At 35.7% G+C, this 20,523-nt stretch carries 12 protein-coding genes and 1 pseudogene; 9 read left to right on the forward strand and 4 right to left on the reverse strand.

Features of this window, described 5'->3' with window-relative positions:
• Positions 1 to 42: 42 nt before the first annotated feature.
• Positions 43 to 657: an RNA polymerase sigma factor gene (locus L3049_RS21305; protein ID WP_275111863.1), complete on the reverse strand. Its 615-nt coding sequence runs from the start codon at positions 655 to 657 to the stop codon at positions 43 to 45.
• Entirely contained in the window at positions 648 to 1,781 is a 1,134-nt protein-coding gene (locus tag L3049_RS21310; protein ID WP_275111864.1) for a glycosyltransferase, read from the reverse strand. Before L3049_RS21310 ends, L3049_RS21305 begins: the two co-directional genes overlap by 10 nt.
• Positions 1,782 to 2,025: 244 nt before the next feature.
• Here L3049_RS21310 and tgt point away from each other — a divergent pair, with 244 nt between their 5' ends.
• The 4 genes from tgt to L3049_RS21330 all read left to right on the forward strand — a co-directional run bounded on the left by tgt (position 2,026) and on the right by L3049_RS21330 (position 6,422).
• Positions 2,026 to 3,156 carry a tRNA guanosine(34) transglycosylase Tgt gene (gene tgt / locus L3049_RS21315; RefSeq protein WP_275111865.1) on the forward strand — a complete coding sequence of 377 codons (1,131 nt, stop codon included), beginning with the start codon at positions 2,026 to 2,028 and terminating at the stop codon, positions 3,154 to 3,156.
• Positions 3,157 to 3,275: 119 nt separating this feature from the next.
• Positions 3,276 to 4,355 (forward strand): LptF/LptG family permease, encoded by a 1,080-nt coding sequence (locus tag L3049_RS21320; RefSeq protein WP_275111866.1) that lies wholly within the window; start codon positions 3,276 to 3,278, stop codon positions 4,353 to 4,355.
• Between the two features lie 201 nt (positions 4,356 to 4,556).
• On the forward strand, positions 4,557 to 6,101 hold the full coding sequence (locus tag L3049_RS21325; RefSeq protein ID WP_275111867.1) for an acyl-CoA carboxylase subunit beta: 1,545 nt from the start codon (positions 4,557 to 4,559) through the stop codon (positions 6,099 to 6,101).
• 12 nt (positions 6,102 to 6,113) lie between these two features.
• Positions 6,114 to 6,422: a biotin/lipoyl-containing protein gene (locus L3049_RS21330; RefSeq protein WP_275111869.1), complete on the forward strand. Its 309-nt coding sequence runs from the start codon at positions 6,114 to 6,116 to the stop codon at positions 6,420 to 6,422.
• Between the two features lie 72 nt (positions 6,423 to 6,494).
• Here the strand turns inward: L3049_RS21330 and ispE are convergent, their stop codons facing one another.
• Complete coding sequence (ispE, locus tag L3049_RS21335) at positions 6,495 to 7,304, reverse strand: 4-(cytidine 5'-diphospho)-2-C-methyl-D-erythritol kinase (RefSeq protein ID WP_275111870.1); 810 nt, start codon at positions 7,302 to 7,304, stop codon at positions 6,495 to 6,497.
• Between the two features lie 150 nt (positions 7,305 to 7,454).
• Here ispE and dnaB point away from each other — a divergent pair, with 150 nt between their 5' ends.
• Both dnaB and L3049_RS21345 read left to right on the forward strand, forming a co-directional pair.
• Positions 7,455 to 8,996 carry a replicative DNA helicase gene (gene dnaB / locus L3049_RS21340; RefSeq protein ID WP_275111871.1) on the forward strand — a complete coding sequence of 514 codons (1,542 nt, stop codon included), beginning with the start codon at positions 7,455 to 7,457 and terminating at the stop codon, positions 8,994 to 8,996.
• Positions 8,997 to 9,044: 48 nt separating this feature from the next.
• The gene (locus tag L3049_RS21345) at positions 9,045 to 10,334 is read left to right on the forward strand and encodes a hypothetical protein (RefSeq protein WP_275111872.1); all 1,290 of its coding nucleotides are present in this window, start codon (positions 9,045 to 9,047) and stop codon (positions 10,332 to 10,334) included.
• A 388-nt stretch (positions 10,335 to 10,722) separates the two neighbouring features.
• Here the strand turns inward: L3049_RS21345 and L3049_RS21350 are convergent, their stop codons facing one another.
• Positions 10,723 to 11,418, reverse strand: coding sequence for a YjjG family noncanonical pyrimidine nucleotidase (locus L3049_RS21350; protein WP_275111873.1), 696 nt, complete (start codon positions 11,416 to 11,418; stop codon positions 10,723 to 10,725).
• A gap of 245 nt (positions 11,419 to 11,663) precedes the next feature.
• Here L3049_RS21350 and L3049_RS21355 point away from each other — a divergent pair, with 245 nt between their 5' ends.
• The 3 genes and pseudogenes from L3049_RS21355 to L3049_RS21365 form a co-directional block, all read left to right on the forward strand.
• Positions 11,664 to 14,741 (forward strand): choice-of-anchor L domain-containing protein, encoded by a 3,078-nt coding sequence (locus L3049_RS21355; protein ID WP_275111874.1) that lies wholly within the window; start codon positions 11,664 to 11,666, stop codon positions 14,739 to 14,741.
• A 567-nt stretch (positions 14,742 to 15,308) separates the two neighbouring features.
• Complete coding sequence (locus L3049_RS21360) at positions 15,309 to 19,289, forward strand: choice-of-anchor L domain-containing protein (RefSeq protein WP_275111875.1); 3,981 nt, start codon at positions 15,309 to 15,311, stop codon at positions 19,287 to 19,289.
• 322 nt (positions 19,290 to 19,611) lie between these two features.
• Positions 19,612 to 20,523 (forward strand): annotated as a pseudogene (locus L3049_RS21365) (hypothetical protein); the annotation flags it as partial.

Raw genomic sequence — 20,523 nt, forward strand, 5'->3', positions numbered from 1 at the left:
TTTTGCAGATGACTGACGATAAAGATCAATTGGACAAAGTTCTTAGTCCTTTTTCTTATCGATTTTCACTTCCGAATCTTTAAGATTGTTGAAAAGTAATTCTCGGGCTCTAAATAATTGAGCTTTCACGGTTCCAATTGGAAGGTTTAATTCTTTGGCAATTTCATCATAAGAAAACTCTTCAAAATAACGTAGTTCTATTAATCGGCGGTAACGCTCTTTTAAGCGGCCTACTTCATTACGCATTATTTTGGCTTTTTGGCCTTTGATAAACTCTTGCTCTGGATTAAGTGTATTTGATTCTAGGGTAATCGCTCTTTCGTTTTCAGCGTTATCTTTTCCATCAATAGAAATTGTATTTCCCCTTTTCTTTCTAAGAAAGTCAATGCAATTGTTAGAGGCAATCTTAAAAAGCCAAGTGCTAAAAGCATATTTAGGTGAATATTGTTTGATATTTCTGAATGCTTTCCCAAATGCTTCAAAAGTTAAATCCTCTGCATCATTTTTGTTGTTCACCATCTTTAATAGCATAAAGAAGATGGCGTCTTTGTATCTTTTAAAAAGCTCTTCATATGCTTTTTGTGTACCACTAATGGCAGATAAAACAAGCCTGTAATCGTGTTGAGCTTTCTCTGAGAGATTAGGATTTATTTCCATTGGTTGCGTTTACTGAAAATGAAATTTGTACACAAAAAATATAATCTTGAAAATAGTACAAAAATGTCATATATACACGAAGATAAAAATAAATTTTCTTCCTTCAAATGGCTTGTGCATATTTTAGTGAAGCTTATTATAGATATTGTTCGTAGAAAAAAAGCAAATGCCAGAAATATGTATAAGTCTGTGAAGAATAGGGCGTAAATGAAAAAGGAATAAAAAATGACTTTACTTAATGTTTCTGTATCAATAATTAGCTTGGTTTTTCTTGAGAAGTATTTTCTGCACTTGTAATATTGTTGATTAATTTCTGTCCATTGTTCTAATTTGTTTTCAGAACATAGGTTTACTTTAGCATTAGGATGATTACAGACAGAGTTTCCAGATAACTTCCCCAATTGTTGAACCATTAAATGATCATAGCCAGCTTCAAAATGAGCTTGTTTTGCAAATCCTTTGTTTCTGAAAAAATCAGCTTTTTTATAGCCTAGGTTGTTTCCATTTCCAGAATGTGGATTACCCGATAAAGCAAAGCTGGAACTTTTAATGCTCTTTAATAGTAAATCGAATTTTAAGAAGTTGTGAAGAAAACCTTTTTTGTTTTCGAAATTTGCATAACCCATTATAACACCTTTATCCCACGATCTCATAAGTGTCTTTAACCAATTGTTGCCAGATGGTTTGTTGCGTATGCTACTAAAAATAAGATGTTCGTTTTTTGCTGCTTTTATTCCAATGGTAATGGCTAATTTCTTATTGTGATGAAATTTCTCATCAACGGGAATTTTTGTTGTTCTTAAATGAGGGTATTTTAATTGGTATTGTGCCAGTATTGTTTCTGTATCATCAAAACTACCATCATTTACCACAATTACTTCATAATTTTTATAATCCTGTTCTAAGAATAAAGGTAAATTTTCTTCCAAATAGGAACTTTCATTTTTAGAGCAAATAACAATTGATAAAGGCTCGGTGTTTTGAATTGGTTTTTTATTTTTTTCCTTTCGTAAGGATCGAATATAGAAGATGTGGTAAAAAATCTCCATGCCTAAAGAAGTGAACAAAATTGAAAGAATTGCCCATTGTAAAGGGGAAGTAGGTAGTGTTAGTAATGTTTCCAAATTTAATCTTGTTTATGTTTTTCAAAAATAGGAGAAACTTACTGATATAACAATTTTGAAGCTTGGATTAATTGTTGTTTGAGTTTGGCAATGGTAAAGGTGAAGTTTAGTTTTTCTGATTATCAATTATTTGCTTTGAAAACATTGAAATGACTTATGAGTAAGATTAATTAGTATCTTTGCTGCCTGATTTTTTACAGATTGATCGAATGGGAAAGTCTGTAAGTAAACAAAAATAGTTGATATGGATTTTAAATTACACAATACTGATGATAGATCAGGCGCCAGAACTGGTGAAATTACTACTGATCACGGGAAGATTAAAACACCAATTTTCATGCCTGTTGGGACTCTTGGCTCTGTTAAAGGAGTGCATCAACACGAATTGAAAGAGGATATTAATGCAGAAATAATTTTAGGTAACACCTATCATTTATACCTACGTCCAGGTTTGGATGTACTTGAGCAAGCAGGAGGTTTGCATAAATTTAATGGCTGGGATCGTCCGATTTTGACAGATAGTGGTGGATTTCAGGTTTTTTCTTTAGCTGAGAATCGTAAGCTAACTGAGGAAGGTGCCATATTTAGATCACATATTGATGGGTCAAAGCATATGTTTACCCCGGAAAATGTGATGGATACTCAACGCACTATTGGTGCTGATATTATTATGGCATTTGATGAATGTCCTCCGGGAACTTCAAGTTACGAATATGCAGAAAAATCTTTAGGATTAACTCAACGTTGGTTAGAGCGATGTGTCGATCGTTTTGATAGTACGAAAGGGAAATATGGTTATTCACAAACACTTTTCCCAATTGTTCAAGGCTGTGTATATAAGGATTTACGCATCAAGGCAGCTGAACATGCAGCTTCATTGAACCGTGAGGGATATGCTATTGGAGGCTTAGCTGTTGGTGAACCAACTCAAGATATGTATGACATGATTGAGGTTGTAAATCAGGTGCTGCCAGAAGAAAAACCACGTTACTTGATGGGTGTTGGAACTCCTATTAATATATTGGAAGCTATTTCTCGTGGTGTTGATATGTTCGATTGTGTTATGCCAACTCGTAACGGACGAAATGGTATGATTTTTACCAGTGAGGGAACTCTAAATATGAGAAACCAGAAATGGGCTAATGATTTTACTCCACTTGATCCAAACGGAACATCATATGTGGATAGTTTTTATTCGAGAGCCTATGTTAGACATCTAATTCGTTCGAACGAATTGTTGGGTGGTCAAATATGTAGTATTCACAATCTTGCGTTTTACTTGTGGTTGGTGCGTGAAGCTAGAGAAAAAATTAATGAAGGAACTTTCTATGAATGGAAGAAGATTATGGTTGAGAAGTTAGGTAGACGTTTATAGAATAATGTTAAAAAAGCTTACAATAAGCCTACCTACATTGCTAATTGAAGAATAAGTTATACTTTTATCCCGAAATTTGTAATGCTGCAATTTTCGGGAAATAAGAATTTAAAATTCAAATGTTTGGAAAGTTAGACTTATATATCATTCGAAAGTTTTTAGGAACTTTCTTTTTTGCAATAATCCTGATTATCAGTATTACAATCATTTTCGATTTTTCCGAAAAGATTGATAATTTTATTGATAAGGAGGCACCTTTCAAGGCTGTAATTTTAGATTACTACGTCAACTTTATTCCATACTTTGCTAATCTATTTAGTGCACTATTTACTTTTATTTCGGTTATCTATTTTACATCAAAAATGGCTTACGATACCGAGATAATTGCTATTCTTAGTTCCGGAGTGAGTTTTAGAAGAATGATGTTTCCTTACTTTATATCAGCTTTGATTATTGGGGTGTTTTCATTCTTTCTCAGCAATTTTGTTATACCGCCAGCCAATGCGAAACGACTTGAATTTACTGATACTTATCTGAAAAAACGATTTGTAAACAAGGAACGAAATATTCATCGTCAGATAGAGCCAGGTCTTTTTATCTATATGACAAACTTCGAAACTTCGAGTAAAACAGGTTATAAGTTCTCTCTGGAAAAATTTGAAGGCAAGCAGTTGGTTTCAAAACTGACATCTCGTTCTATAAAATGGAATAAGGAGAAGGAGAAATGGACAATAAAAGATTATTTTATCCGTAATATTGATGGAGAAAAGGAATCTTTTGAACATGGAAGAACTAAGGATACAACCTTTAGTTTTGGTCCGGAAGAGTTTGGATCAAAAAAATATATCGTTGAGGCGATGAACTTGCCTCAATTGAATGCCTATATAGAGCAACAGGCAATGAGAGGGGATAGTAATATTGAAGCGTATAAGATTGAGAAATATAAGAGAATGGCAAATCCATTTTCAACTTTTATTCTTACACTTATTGGTGTGAGTTTGGCCTCCAGAAAAATTAGAGGAGGAATGGGCTTACATCTTGGAATAGGACTTCTGTTAAGTTTTTCCTTCATATTATTCATGCAAATTTCAATTGTGTTTGCCACAAATGGAAGTATGAATCCACTGCTTGCCGTTTGGTTGCCTAATATTGTATTCTCAATCATTGCAGTTTACCTTTATCGAATCGCTCCTAAGTAGAAAGATTCTAAATAGTTTTTTGCAAAAAAGTTTGATAATCAGGCAAAAGGGCTTATTTTATATGTCTATGAATATGGGATGGAGTTGTAAAGAGTTTTTTTCTATCCCAAAAATTAGTAATGTTGTATCTTGGAATTTCATGAGCTATTGAAATTCAATATATATATGACAATATATATTTTTTAACTAAATGTACGTAATATGTCATTGAAACGAAACATTCTTGATCTTAGAAAGAGAAAAGAAAAAGTGCTTCAAGGTGGTGGTGAAAAAGCTATCCAGAAGCAAGTTGCAATGGGTAAATTGACTGCGCGTGAGAGAATCACATCAATCGTTGATGAAGATTCTTTTCATGAGTACGATATGTTCGTAGAACACGAAGCCCGCGACTTTGGCATGGAGAAGAAACAACTTCATGGTGATGGAGTTATCATTGGAACCGGAACAATTTATGGTCAGCCTGTATGTCTTTTTGCACAGGATTTTACTGTAGCAGGTGGTTCTCTTGGTCTTATGCATGCTCGTAAGATTACAAAAATAATGGATCACGCTTTGAAAATGCGTGTACCTTTGATTGGTATTAATGATTCGGGTGGAGCTCGTATTCAGGAAGGTGTTAACTCACTTGCTGGTTATGGTGAAATCTTTTTCCGTAATACCTTGGCATCGGGAGTTATTCCTCAATTGTCAGTTATTCTAGGTCCTTGTGCTGGTGGAGCCGTTTATTCTCCTGCCCTTACCGACTTTGTGTTTGTAGTAGAAAACATTTCCAAAATGTTTATTACCGGTCCTGAGGTAATAAAAACTGTTTTAGGTGAAGAAATAAGTATGGAAGAACTTGGTGGTGCGAAAGTACACAGCGAGATCACCGGTAATGCTCATTTCTATGCTCAAAACGAGCTTGAGTGCTTCGAGCAAATCAAGAAACTACTTACTTACATCCCTTGGCACAACGAGAAGAAAGCACGTCCTTTCCCTCCAAAACCACCTAAGGCTGAATACAAGATTGAAGAAATTGTTCCTCATGACCCAACTCAACCTTATGATATTCGTAACGTAATTAGAGCAATTAGTGATGATTCTGACTTCTTTGAAGTGATGGAAGGCTTTGCTCGTAACATCGTTATTGGTTTTGGTAGAATGAATGGTGAAACGATCGGTTTTGTTGCAAATCAGCCACTAGTACTTGCTGGTGTACTTGATTGTGATTCTTCAGATAAGGCTGCTCGATTCATTCGTTACTGTGATGCATTTAATATTCCTATTGTAACTCTTGAAGATATGCCGGGATACTTGCCAGGTGTTGACCAGGAGCATGCAGGTGTGATTCGTCATGGTGCTAAGATTCTTTATGCATACAGTGAAGCTACTGTACCTAAGATTACTGTAATTGTACGTAAGGCGTATGGTGGAGGTTATATTGCTATGAACTCTCGTCATATGAAAGCTGACTTCATGTTTGCTTGGCCTACTGCTGAAATTGCAGTAATGGGGCCAGAAGGAGCCGCTAACATTATTTTCCGTAAGGAGATTATGGGTGCTGAAGATCCGGATGCAATGCGTAAAGAGAAAGTTGCTGAATATAAGGAGAAGTTTGCTAATCCATATGTAGCTGCAGCTAAAGGTTATATCGATACTGTAATTGAGCCGGAAGAGACTCGTAAAATGTTATTGCACTCTCTTGAGGTATCTATGAACAAAGTTGATAGAAGACCAAGTAAAAAACACGGTATTCCTCCATTTTAAATCGAACTTACTATGAGTAATTTAAAAGAGTTCAACATTGATGGAACGATCTACAAGACTGAGATTCCTGAAAGTGTTGCGAATAGAAAGAAGTGGGAAAGACCAAATCCGAACCACATTAAATCTTTTATTCCAGGAACGATTGTTGAGATTTTTGTGAAGGAAGGACAGGAAATTAAAGAAGGCGAATGCCTTATGATTCTTCAGGCTATGAAGATGAAAAATAAAATTTTGATGCCTTTCGATGGTAAAATTGCCAAGATTCATGTAACAGAAGGAATAAAGGTTCCCAACAGATTATTAATGGTGGAAATTGAGTAAGCCCTCTGAACAGAGATAAATTAAAAGAGCCTGATTGTAATAATCAGGCTCTTTTTTATATTGTAGAATTGGTTAATCTAGTATTCCTATCCATGTAAAATGTTTTGGGCTAGTGTAAGTTGGTTTTTCTTTAAATAAACCAAAAATACTCGATCCACTTCCCGACATGGATGCATAAACAGCGCCCTGTTCATAGAGATCAGATTTGATTTTCGCTAACTCAGGATGATTAGGGAATATGCTGTCCTCAAAATCATTCACAATATGATTTTTCCAGGTCTCAATTGGTTCTTTGATTAACAATTCCAGAGCTTGTTTTGGAATGGCTGGTTTTGTATTGGCATATGCTTCTGGAGTGCCAATATGGATATCAGGTTTGATCAGTAAAATATGATATCCAGCAAGATTAATGCTGCATTTAGAGAATACATCTCCTTTTTCTTTTGCAAAAACAGGCTTATTTTGAATGAAAAATGGGCAATCGCTACCGATTTGACCAGCTAAATTTTCCATTTCTTTAACGGGGATGTTTAGCTTGTATTGTGTGTTTAGCATTTTTATCATGAAAGCAGCATCTGCTGACCCTCCTCCTAAGCCTGCTCCAAATGGTATGTTTTTGTGCAAGTGAATTGCTGTTGATGGAATGTTGTATTTGGAGCGAATCAATTCAAATGCTTTACAAACAATATTGTCTTTATCTTCGATGTTAATAGGAATACCCGAAGAGCTGAACTGATAATTTACCACATCGGAATTTGCAATTTCCAGTCCATCCGTTAGGGGGATAGGATAAAAAATAGTTTCAATATTATGGAATCCATCAGCTCGTTTTTCTACGATATTAAGACCAATGTTGATTTTAGCATTTGGGAAAGAAAGCACAGGTAATAAGTTTTATGATTGAATGGTAAAAATACTGGATTTATAGTCGTAAAAAAAATCAATTAGAAGCATTTTTATTTTCTATCTTTGTCCTTGCATTCTGTATTTTTTTTAGAATGCTAAACTTGAATAAAAAGAATTTAATATTGTATGGCTGGGGCAAATAATTATAACAATCAATCGAAAAATAAAGTTGATCTTGATTACGGACAAGTACCACCTCAGGCAGTAGAGCTGGAAGAGGCAGTTTTGGGTGCTATCATGTTGGAGAAAGATGCTATTATTTCTGTTGGTGATTTGTTGAAAGCCGATAGTTTTTATAAACCTGCCCATCAGAAAATATATAAGGCTATTATGAGCCTTTCTTCTAAGGAAGAACCGATTGATATTCTTACAGTTACCGAAGAGTTGAAGCGTCAGGATGATCTGGAGAGTTGCGGTGGTCCTTTTTACGTTTCACAATTAACATCCAGAGTCGCAAATGCAGCGCATATTGAGCATCATGCTCGTATTATTGCACAAAAATACATTCAGCGCGAATTAATCCGTGTTTCATCTGAAATTCAAAGCTCTGCATTCGATGAAAGTATCGATGTTGCCGATTTGCTTGATCAGGCACAGCAGGATGTTTTTGATATTGCAGAAGGGAATATTAAAAAAGAATCTGCACATATTCGTCCACTTGCCGACGAAGTAATCGACCAGATTATTGCAGCTAGTAAGCGTGAAGATGGATTGTCGGGTGTGCCATCAGGTTTTACAGCATTGGATCGTATTACATCAGGTTGGCAAAAATCTGACCTTGTTATTATTGCTGCCCGACCATCTATGGGTAAGACAGCTTTTGTGCTGTCTATGACCAGGAATATGGCCGTTGAGCATAAAGCCCCAATTGCAATCTTCTCTCTTGAGATGGGAGGTGACCAGTTGGTTAAGCGTATGATTTCTTCTGAAACCGAATTGGGATCGGAAAAACTTCGTAATGGTCGATTGGCTGATCATGAATGGGAGCAATTGCACTCAAAGATTAAAGGCTTGATTGATGCTCCTATTTATGTAGATGATACGCCTGGTTTGTCGATATACGAATTGCGTTCGAAATGCAGAAGACTGAAAGCGAAGCACGATATTGGTTGTGTGATTATCGACTACTTGCAGCTGATGACAGCAGGTTCTGATATGAGAGGTAATCGTGAGCAGGAGGTATCTTTAATTTCTCGTCAGCTTAAAATTATTGCCAAGGAGCTGAATATTCCGGTTATTGCGCTGTCGCAGCTGAATCGTGGTGTTGAGCAGCGTACAGGTGATGCTAAAAAACCAATGTTGTCTGACCTTCGTGAATCTGGAGCGATTGAGCAGGATGCCGATATGGTATTGTTTATTCACCGTCCCGAGCGTTATGGAATTACTGAGGATGCAGAAGGAAATTCATTGATTGGTATTGCCGATATTATTATTGCAAAGCATCGTAATGGTGCCGTAGGAGAAATTCAGTTGCGTTTCCGTAATCAATTAGCTCGATTTATGGATTTAGAGGGAGAATCGGCAAATCCATTTGCAACACCAGGTTTAGACGATGTGAAAACGTTTAGTTCTAGTATGAATCAGGAACCTAAAGAATCGAATGGGTTTGATGATATGAGTGCTGGTTTTGGAGGAGCAAATGATTTTGAGGACGCACCTCCATTTTAGATCAATTCAAAAAACTTATTTACAAATAGAATTTCTTATCTTGCTTTTATGATTGAAGATAATGCGTTCTTGAAAAAATACTGTCGCCGATTAGTGCTTTTACTATTTGTTGGTATGATTTCTTATACCTCTTATTCTGCTAGTTTGTTAATACAAATGGATGATAGTCAAAAGAACCATCTGAAAGCCTATGGCATTGCTTTTTGGACCCTCGAAAAAGATTATCAAATTCATTGGTTGTTGAATTATAAAGGAGGATCTTTTCTGCTACCCTTCCACAAAGAGATTCAAGATGAATGTCAAGTACGCGGAGTTTCTTTTTCGGTATTAAGTGATATTTCGGCACAACAAGTTTTAGAAGATATTGCAAGTGATGAGCGCAATATGGAGGCCATGAAATTAGAAAAGATACCTTTAATGGCTGTTTACTCTCCCAAAGGCAAAAAGCCCTGGGATGACGCGGTTACTCTTGCTCTAAGCTATGCCGAAATTCCTTACGACCTTATTTATGACGATGAAGTGATGAAAGGAGAATTGTCGAAATATGATTGGTTGCACCTGCATCATGAAGATTTTACGGGACAACATGGTAAGTTCTACACTTCGTATCGTAATATGAAATGGTATAAGGATGAAGTGCGGACAAATACCGAGCGTGCAAATCGTTTTGGGTTCTCGAAAGTGTCGGATTTAAAAAGAGCCGTTTCCAATAGAATTAGAGCTTTTGTAGAGGCAGGTGGATTTTTGTTTGCCATGTGTTCGGCTACTGATACGTTCGATATTGCTCTTTCTGCCGATGGTCATGATATTTGCGATGCTGCTTTTGATGGAGATCCGATGGAGGCAGATGTTCACACTCATTTGGATTATTCCAAGACCTTTGCTTTTCAGGATTTTAAATTGGAAACGAATCCGCATGTTTATGAGTTTTCTAATATAGATGTAACCTTGGATAGAAAAGTTAGAAAAGATGAAGATTATTTTACTTTATTCGATTTTTCAGCAAAATGGGACCCTGTTCCAAGCATGTTATGTCAGAATCACAATAACCTAATTAAAGGTTTTATGGGACAAACAACAGCTTTCAATATTAATTTAATTAAACCTAATGTTCTTATAATGGGGGAGAATAAACAGGCTGAAGAAGCTCGGTACATACATGGTACCTTTGGTAAGGGTACCTGGAGCTTTTTTGGAGGGCACGATCCTGAAGATTATCAACATTTGGTTGGTGATCCCCCTACTGACTTAAATCTTAAGAAAAATTCTTCGGGCTACCGTCTAATTTTGAATAATGTACTATTTCCTGCGGCTAAAAAGAAAAAAAGAAAAACCTAATCGTTTTATAATGAAACATGTAGCTCTTCCGATATTGTATCTGAAGAGTTTTTTTTTGAAAAAAGAGCAAAACAAAAGGCTAAGCCCCCTAAGCCTAGCCTTTTTACACCTGTGTGATTCCCAAAATAGACTCAATATATTATTAACCATTTGCAAATTTATCGACCTTAGTTACTTAACTATCCTTTAGAATTGTTTATGAAAGTCACGGTACAACCAGATGTTGGCAACGTAAGTTTGTTTGCATATCAAACTACGTTGATTACCGCTACAAATATAAATGTTCTTTTCTTATTAATCACACCTGTTTTTAAGATTTGTGTTATAAATTGTTAAAGAACATTAAAATCAGGTTTCGGATTGAAAGGTAAATGTGTTGTTTAGCATATTATAGGATCTGGGTAATGCTTAATAAGTCTGAAATTTCAAAGCTTGGATTTTCAGAGTGCTTTGATTTATTAGGATTGAAATAGATTTGATCCATTTCGACTTTTTTTGCTCCTGCAATATCTGTTTTTAAATCATCACCAACCATGATAGAGTTATCTGCCTTGGCTCCACTTACGTCAAAGGCGTATTCAAAAATTTTTGGGTGAGGCTTATTTGCTTCCGCATCTTCAGAAGTTATGATATTCGTGAAGTAAGTATCTAGTTTCGCGTTTTTTAATTTGCGATATTGAACTTCGTTAAAACCATTTGTGATGATCGATAAAATATATCCCTTCTCGATTAAGTAGTCGAGTGTTTTGTGAGTGTTTGGAAAAGTGATTGTCTGCAAAGGGCTAATGTCAATAAAATCTTGAGCAATTTCTTTGGCCAAGACAAGATCATCAATTCCCGATTCTTTTAATGTAAGGTAAAACCTCCTGTACATTAATTCTTCTTTTGAGATTCTTTTTTGGTAGTAAGCATTCCAAAGTTTCCCATTATGGTATGTGTATCGCGATTTAAAGAATAAAAAACTTCCAAAGCTTGCTTGTAACTGGTAGTCTCTAAAAAGTTGCATTAAGCTCGCTTCTGAGTTTTTATTAAAATCCCAAAGGGTACGATCTAGGTCGAAAAAGATGTATTTGTATTCCGTCATAATATTTCAAGCTTCGATTGTCATTGTGTTGTTTGTGTCAAAGGTAGCAGATTCTGTTTAGTGTTTGTGTTTGTTAAAAATGATTTTGTTTTGACTATATTTATATTCGTATGCTTTGTTTTACAGTTAATTAATTCAATAATTTTTAAACAAATTGACTTTTTCTTCGTATGCCCTATGAATTAAGAATAATTAATTTTTGGTATTGATCATTTATATTCCAGATAATTCTGAAATGTTAGCTTATGCAAAACTCTACTCAAAAAAAATATCTTTCTCGTATACTTTCCAAATTATTATTTGTAATAATATTATGTTTTGGTTTTACTGCTGAACTTACTGCCCAAATTACAATTTGGAGTGAAGATTTTTCTGGATATGCCAATGGGTCTGGTGTTAATGGATCAGGAAATTTAGGAAGCTATCCCGGAGGAGTTTCCAAGTGGAGCTTGGATTATTCCGATTGTACCTTGTCGAATAATCAAGATTACATAAGGATTCTGGGTGGAGCAAGGAGATTGTATTTTCGCGATGTTGATGGTGATGCGAGATGGAATTCTGAGAGTATTTCAATAGTTGGATATGCAAATGTTCGAGTTTCATTAGATCTAAGTGAAAATGGGACAATGGAAAATGATGATTTTATAAGGTGTCAATATCGGCTTGATGGAAGTGGTGCATGGGTTAGTTTTGAGGAAAGGTATAATGATTTTGGGTCAGTTACAGCTTCAGTAAGTGGTTTAAGTGGAAGTAGTTTGGAAATTAGAGTCGTTGTGAATAATGATAACGGTAATGAATATTACTTTTTTGATAATGTTGTTGTGTATGGGGACAGAACGGATTTAGTTTCATTATCAGTTGGAGCTAATTCTATTGCTGAAGAAGGCGGCGGTACGAATATCATTGCTTCTTTAAATGGTGTTCAAACTTCAGATGTAACTGTGACATTAGGTTTTTCAGGAACTGCAACAAGTGCAGATTATAGTTTAAACAATAGTATCGTAATACCTGCAGGTAATCTTTCTGCAAGTATTAATTTGACAACTGTAAATGATACGGATATTGAAGGGGATGAGAACTTGAATATAAGTGTTATTAATGTAGTAAATGGAACGGAAGATGGTACGCAAATGGTTATCGTTACGATAGTAGATGATGATATGCCATCAACTGATCCAATACAAGTAGATCGACAAAGTCCCGAAAATGGTTATTCACCTAATGAATTAGTTCAGAATGTTCTTGTAACGGGTTGTTTGACAGCTAGTGGTGTTCAATACAGCGGTGATCAAACTCTTGGTGTGGGTTATTTTAATGCTGGATCTTCTGATTTTCCATTATCCTCAGGACTTATTATGTCAACAGGACAGGTAAGAAAGGCTGAGGGACCTAATAGTGGTAACGCCACGGATAATATTGGTGGTGCAACCGCTGATGCGGATGTTACTAGATTGAATGGAAACGCAAGGGATGTTCAGATTTTAGAGTTTGATTTTGTTCCTGCCGGAGATAAGCTTGAATTCAGGTATTTGTTTGCTTCTGAAGAATATCCAGAGTATGCTTGTGGTGCTTACAATGATGTCTTTGGTTTTATTTTGAGCGGTCCAGGAATTTCTGGTCCATTTTTAAATGGTGGAGAGAATATAGCTCTGTTGCCATCAAGCACAGATTTTGTTACGATCAATAATGTAAATGATCAGGGATGTGGTAATTCTTCCTATTATGTTGATGGAGCAGGTGGTTTTGCAACTCAATTTGACGGACGAACGATAGTTCTTACTGCAAATGCGGATGTTGTTGCTTGTCAAACTTATCATATTAGATTGATAATTGCTGATGTTTGGGATGATGCATATAATTCTGCTGTATTTTTGGAGGCGGAAAGTTTTAAATCTAATGAGGTTTTAATACAGAATGGAATCGGTATTAATGATGATATAGAGAATATGTATGAAGGATGTACAGGTAGTTATATTAAATTTTTACGTACTGAAGATATTGGAACTGAATTAACTTTTGATTTAAATATATCTGGGTCGGCAGAGAACGGTGTTGATTATATTTATGTCGATCAGTTTGGTGCGCAAATAGGAGATGGGAAATTACCTGAAACAGTTACACTTCCAGCTGGTGTAGCTGAGTTGTCGTATTATTATAAAGCTCTTTCAGATACAGGTATTGAGGGTAATGAAGAGATGAGATTGTCTTTCTTGAAAAGTTGTCCTTGTTCTGCGCCCGATTATTATGAGAAGGTAGTTACGATTATTGATGTTCCAGAAATTGAGGCATCTCCAACAAGTTTGGTGTCTTGTTTGGGAGCTACTCCAGTTGCTACAATAACTATTGATCTTAAATCGGGTCTTGATCCCGCAGATTATCAGTATAGTTTGGAGGGTGGCGCCTTTCAAGATGATAATGTGTTTACCTTAACCAATCCTCCAGTTGGATCTGTTTATACAATAACAGTTCAGGATAAATTTGCATGTAGCTCAGAAGATTTTGATGTTACGATTCCGGCTGTAACTCCTATTGCAGCGGAAGCTGGGCCTTCAAAAGAGATTTGTGAAGGTGAAACAGTTCAGTTAAACGGAAGTGGAGGTATCTATTACGAATGGTCTTGTTCTCCTGCATCTGGATTAACATATTTGAATAATGTAAATTCTTCTAGTCCTACAGTAGCGGATGATATTCCATTTGGTATTTACACGTATACCCTAACGGTAAAAGAGTCTAATTCTGCAACGGCCTCATGTGTTGATACAGATTTTATGGTTTTAACTGTCAAAGAAAACTCCCATTTCACGATAGCTTCTGATAAGACAGAGTATTGCAGTGGAGAAGTAATTAGTTTGAATTCTACAATTTTGAATAGTAATGGAGGTGACTCTTATTTATGGACACCAGCGGCAGATGTTGCGAATTCAACTTCGGCTAATACTACTGCGACTTATAGTGTCATTACTTTGAGTGCTAAAGATTTTTCTTTAACTGTGACAAAATCGAATGGTTGTAGTAATACTGAGTATATTTCTGGTGTATTGGTTAATCCGCATCCAGTTATTTCTCTTAATGGATCAAGTATTATCTGTTCAGATGGGAGTAACGGTACTCTGAATGTAGATGTGTCTGGAGGAACTCCATTGGGTGCAAGTCCATTCTATAATTACTCTTGGAGTCATGATGGAGGTTTGAATTTACCTAATGCTACAGGTTTAGGAGTTGGAACATATACTCTTACGGTAACGGATGCTAAGTCTTGTTCTAAAGCTGAGACTTATGATGTAGGTGCTGAACCAAGTCCTAAAGGCATTTATCATGAGTAGAAATCAAGATTTTTGCATTAAACTTTTCATCTTCTAATTATTTCTTCAAATATTTGACCTTTTGAGTCGGTGGTTATTTACATGTTTTTGTATGGATGATATAAAGTCATGGGTTATTCCAATCTAAATTATCATGTTTTCTAGCCAATACTGTATTTATTTCATGTAAAAAAGGCATTGTCTCTTCTTCTACTTGGCATAGAATTAATAGTTTTTATCCTAATGTTTAATTTTGTTGACTTCATAAATAAGTCTCATTGTCGTCAACGTGCTTTAGTATGGGATATATTATATTTCTGGAAAACTGCAATCAATTATAATACAGGGAGTAGTTCTAGTGAAGCAAATATGACTCATTTTGGAAGTACTGTAATTAGGGTAAGTCCAACGTTCCTTGCTATTTACCTTTAATAATTTATACTGAATATTATTAAGGGTCTGTGAATGTTTTTGTTAAAAAATAATTAAACAAATATTCTTTTTCTGCGTAGTGTACGAATTGAGGTAAAAATAATTATTTTTGACCCTAATTTGTTCGTCCCTGTAAAACTCTGAAAGTATTTCCCTATGCAAGATTCAGCTCACAAAAAACTTCTTTCGTTTTTCTCTTTTAAGATTATTCTTCTTTTCATATTTAGTTTTAGTTTCATTGACGCTATTCAAGCTCAAACAATAATTTGGAGTGAGGACTTTTCTGGTGATAATGGTAATTCTTCAGAGAGTGGTCGTTGGAGCACTTCCGGGTATGTTGGAGCAAATTGGTTTCGAGTGGAGAATCAAAAGTTGGAGATCCGTGATAATAATAGGCAAGTTGCAGAATGGCTTACTAGTTCAATAAATATTGCAGGTTATTCTAATGTGTCAGTCTCGATTAATGCTCAGGAAGCTGGTGGGCTGGAGCCTAAAGATAATATAGATGAGGATTATATTCTTTTCCAATACAGAATTGATGGTGGTAGTTGGCAGGATTTTTCTAGTAGTCCGTGGTACGATGATTTTTCAAGTAATAACACGGATCGAAATGCTTCTATCACAGGTTTAAGTGGATCAACTTTACAAGTTCGTGTGCAATTTAAAAACGGGACAGGTAATTATGAGTATTATAGAATTGATGATGTTGAGGTTACTGGTGAGAGTGTGACGTATTGTATACCTACTGGAAGGTATACCAATAGCTATTCTTATGCTTATATTTCTAATGTAAATATTGGTGATATAGATAATAATAGTAACTCTAGTGGATTTATGGATTATACAAATTTATCTACAGATTTGAATCCTGCACAGAATTACACTCTAACAGTCACGCCAAGTTATTATAATAATGGTTATGAGTGTGAACTTTGGGTAGATTGGAATAATGATGGGAATTTTGATGGTGCAAATGAAACTATTTCAACTTCGGCTGGAAGTGGGAAGTATACTGCAACGATAACTCCACCATCAGGAGTTATTGGCGAAATTACAATGAGAGTTAGAATTGATTGGTTTGGAGGAGGGAATGCATGTGCTGATATTTATTATGGGGAAGTCGAAGATTATACTTTAAATGTAATTGCTAGTGGTGCAACTCCGGTAGCTAAATGTAAAGATCATACGGTTTATCTTGATGCATCTGGAAATGCAATCATAACTCCAGTAAATATAAACAATGGAAGTAGTGATGTTGAGACGGTGAATGCCAATTTATTATTGAGCTTGGATAAAAACTCTTTTGATTGCTCAAATTTAGGTGCTAATACGGTAACTCTTACTGTCGAAGATGAGGCTGGAAATAAATCAACTTGTTCATCAACGGTAACAGTTGTTGATGATTTAAACCCTACGGCTCAATGCAAAAATATAACTGTTCAGTTGAATGCGTCTGGGAATGCGAGCATAACAGGTGCTGATGTCGATAATGGAAGTACAGATAATTGCGCAATCAGCTCTATGTCGGTGAATAAGTCCAATTTTTCCAATGCCGACGTTGGAACAAACACTGTTATTCTTACTGTTTCTGATGCTAGTGGAAATTTATCTACTTGTAATGCTGTTGTTACTGTACTTGCTTTTATTCCTGAAGTTAGCTTGTCTGTTTCGCCAAGTTCAATTGACGAGAATGGGGGAAACGCTTTTCTAACAGCTACTTTAACTGGAATTGCTTCAACCGATGTCCTTGTTAATCTCGCAATGTCTGGGACGGCTTCGACTTCAGATTACGCAATATCCAAATTGCAAATAGTTGTTCCTCAAGGGAGTTTAAGTGCAAGTATCACAGTTAGTGCTGTTAATGATACAGATATTGAAGGAGACGAAAGCTTGAATGTTAGTGTGTCTAGTGTTGTGGGTGGCACTGAAAATGGAACCCAAATGGTTATGGTAACAATTGTTGATGATGATTTTCCGTCAGAAGATTCAATAGAGGTTAATCGCCAAAGCCCTGAGGACAAATATGATTCTGAAGGTTTGGTTCGAAATGTTTTAGTGACTGGTTGTTTGACTGCAGATAATATAAGTTATTCAGGAGATGAAAAAGATGGCGTTGGCTATTTTAATGCTGGCACCTCAGATTTTCCTTTATCATCTGGGGTGATTATATCGACGGGTAAGGTACGAGATGCAGAGGGGCGAAATGATAAAACAAATGAAAGTTCAAATATTGATGGTGCAACTGCTGATTCTGATGTTACGAGATTAAATACTAATGCGAGAGATGTTCAGATTTTAGAATTTGATTTTGTGCCTGCTGGAGATAAATTAGAATTTAGGTATTTGTTTGCTTCTGAGGAATATCCCGAGTATGCTTGTGGAGCGTATAATGATGTATTTGGTTTTATTTTAAGTGGGCCAGGGATCTCCGGACCATTTTTAAATGGAGGAGAGAATATAGCTCTTTTGCCTTCTAGTACAAATTTTGTTACAATTAATAATGTAAATGACCAAGGGTGTGGAAATGCTTCATTTTACGTAGATGGGACAGGAGGTTTTGCGACTCAATTTGATGGTAGAACAATCGTGCTGACTGCAAGTGCAGATGTGGTGCCTTGTCAAACTTATCATATTCGATTGATAATTGCTGATGTATCCGATAGGACCTACGATTCAGCTGTTTTTCTGGAAGCAGAGAGTTTTAAATCAAATGAAGTTGAAATTCAAAATGGAATTGGTGTTGAAGACGATGTTGATTTCATGTACGAAGGTTGCGGTGGTAGTTATATCAAATTTGTTCGAAAAGAGGATTTTGAAGATGAAATGACGTTTGATTTGAATATTTCAGGTTCTGCAGAAAATGGGGTTGATTATTTATATGTGGATGCAGCTGGAAACCAGATAGGAGATGGTAAAATACCAACTACGGTGACATTGCCTGCCGGAATGGATGAATTGGTTTATTATTATAAGGCATTATCAGATGATGATATTGAGGGAGATGAAGAATTGCGATTATCTTTTTTAAAGAATTGTCCTTGTTCTGCTCCTGATTATTATGAAAAAGTTGTAACGATAATAGATGTCCCTGAAATTGAGGCCTCTCCAACAAGTTTGGTGTCTTGTTTAGGTGCTACACCAGTTGCTACGATTACTGTTGATTTAAAGTTTGGCTTAGATCCAGCGGATTATCAGTACAGTTTAGATGGAGGAGCTTTTCAAGATAATAATGTTTTTACATTAAGTGATCCTACGGTTGGAGCAACGCACACCATATCTGTGCAAGATCGATTTGCATGTCGATCGGCAAGTTTTGATATTGTAATGCCTGCAGTGACACCCATTGCAGCAGAAGCTGGACCGGCAAAAACGATTTGTGAAGGTGAAACAGTGCAGTTAGAAGGAGGTGGAGGTATTTATTATGAGTGGTCTTGTTCTCCTAATGCGGGGCTTGGTTATTTGAATAATGTTAATGCTCCAAATCCTACTGTCGCTGCAGATATTCCATATGGTTCATATACTTATACACTAACTGTGAAAGAATCTTCCTCGGCATCTGCATCTTGTATTGATACTGATAATATGGTTTTAACAGTGAATGAGAATTCACATTTTACAATTAGTACGGACAAATTAGAGTATTGTAGTGGAGAAGTTATCAATTTAAAATCAACAATTCAAAATAGTAATGGGGATGATTCTTATTTATGGACGCCAGCTGCTGATGTTGCAAATTCAATTTCGGCTAATACAAGTGTGATTTATTCGACATCTGTTTTGGTTGCAAAAGATTTTTCTTTGACTGTAACTAAATCAAATGGATGTAGTAATACCGAAAATATTTCAGGGATTTTTATTAATCCCCATCCGGTAGTTTCATTGAATTCTTCAAGTAATGTGTGTTCAGATGGAAGTAATGGGACGTTAAATGTGGATGTTTCTACAGGAACGCCATTTGGAAGTAGCCCGTTTTATAATTACTCTTGGAGTCATGATGGTGGTTTGAATTCACCTGATGCTACAGGTTTAGGAGTTGGTGGATATACTGTAACGGTAACGGATGCTAAGTCTTGCTCTAAAGCGGAAACTTTCTCAGTTGTAGCAGAGCCAAGTCCAAAGGGTATTTATCATGAATAAATAAAAAGAATTCTATTAGATTTGACATGTAAGTGTTTGTTGGTATATCGAATAATTTGGAGTTGTTGCATATATTCCATGAAATAACAACTTTACTGGATGAAAGTACTTTTATATTAGATTAGTGATATTTATCGTTATGATTTCTTATGGAAAATGGACGGGTTTGTAGCGGTTTTATGAATATTAAACAAATAAAAAATCTATTTAATTATAAAAAAACTAAACACTTTTTAACAATCGCCGTATAGATGTTATAGTTATTATAAATTAATAGTATATTTTTACAAATTATAATTGAATTTACATTAAAACAGATCGCTTGACGAAACTTTTACACATAAAAATTTTCATACTGGTTATTCTGATTACTTTGACTAAAGTTGATCTTAATGCTCAAACAGTGTTGTCCGCTACCGAGGACGTATGCTCTGGAGAGACAAGATTATATAAGGTTGAAGGATTTGCTGGTTCGACTATTTTTTGGTCCGTACAAGGCGGTACAATTTATAATGGTGGATCTGCCGTAGCAGACGAAGACGGTATTGCTGCAGGCATACAATATAGTGAGGCTATTGTCAGTGGTGAAAGTGTAATTGAGATTGTTTGGAATGTAGTAGCGGGAGATTATGTGGTAAATGCATACGAAGAAACGGCAAGTGCCTGTCTTTCTGCTGATATGAATTTAACTGTAACGGTTAGTTCTTTGCCTGATCATTCTCTTGCCGTTTCAGATCCTACAATTTGTCCAAGTGGTACAGCTACAATAACTTTACAAAATAGTGTTTCTGGAATAGATTATCAATTGCGTTTAGATAGTAATGATAGTTCAGTTGGCTCTGCAGTTTCGGGTACTGGCGGAAATATAACTTTTGATGTTACGCCTGCGGTAAATACAATCTATAATGTTTATGCTGTAAATTCATCAACAACTTGTGGTATTGAATTAACAGATAAGAGTAATGTTACGGTTGAGGATATAACCGACCCAATAGCTGTTTGTCAAAATATCACGATTCAGTTAGATGCAACAGGAAATGTGAGTATAGCTGCCAATCAAATTGATAATGGTAGTTCTGATAATTGTACATCTGCTGCATCTCTTACTTTATCCCTTGATAAAACTAATTTTACTTGTGCTGATCTTGGTGCAAATACGGTTGTGTTAACTGTTGCTGATGCTTCAGCTAATGTTAGTACTTGTAATGCTACTGTAACTGTTGAGGATTTAATT

The organism is Labilibaculum sp. DW002, from assembly GCF_029029525.1.
GTDB classification, from domain to species: Bacteria; Bacteroidota; Bacteroidia; order Bacteroidales; family Marinifilaceae; genus Paralabilibaculum; species Paralabilibaculum antarcticum.

Coding starts and splice junctions, on each gene's coding strand:
- L3049_RS21305 (WP_275111863.1), bottom strand. CDS start 657: ATGGAAATAAATCCTAATCTCTCAGAGAAAGCTCAACACGATTACAGG.
- tgt (WP_275111865.1), top strand. CDS start 2,026: ATGGATTTTAAATTACACAATACTGATGATAGATCAGGCGCCAGAACT.
- L3049_RS21320 (WP_275111866.1), top strand. CDS start 3,276: ATGTTTGGAAAGTTAGACTTATATATCATTCGAAAGTTTTTAGGAACT.
- L3049_RS21325 (WP_275111867.1), top strand. CDS start 4,557: ATGTCATTGAAACGAAACATTCTTGATCTTAGAAAGAGAAAAGAAAAA.
- L3049_RS21330 (WP_275111869.1), top strand. CDS start 6,114: ATGAGTAATTTAAAAGAGTTCAACATTGATGGAACGATCTACAAGACT.
- dnaB (WP_275111871.1), top strand. CDS start 7,455: ATGGCTGGGGCAAATAATTATAACAATCAATCGAAAAATAAAGTTGAT.
- L3049_RS21345 (WP_275111872.1), top strand. CDS start 9,045: ATGATTGAAGATAATGCGTTCTTGAAAAAATACTGTCGCCGATTAGTG.
- L3049_RS21350 (WP_275111873.1), bottom strand. CDS start 11,418: ATGACGGAATACAAATACATCTTTTTCGACCTAGATCGTACCCTTTGG.
- L3049_RS21355 (WP_275111874.1), top strand. CDS start 11,664: ATGCAAAACTCTACTCAAAAAAAATATCTTTCTCGTATACTTTCCAAA.
- L3049_RS21360 (WP_275111875.1), top strand. CDS start 15,309: ATGCAAGATTCAGCTCACAAAAAACTTCTTTCGTTTTTCTCTTTTAAG.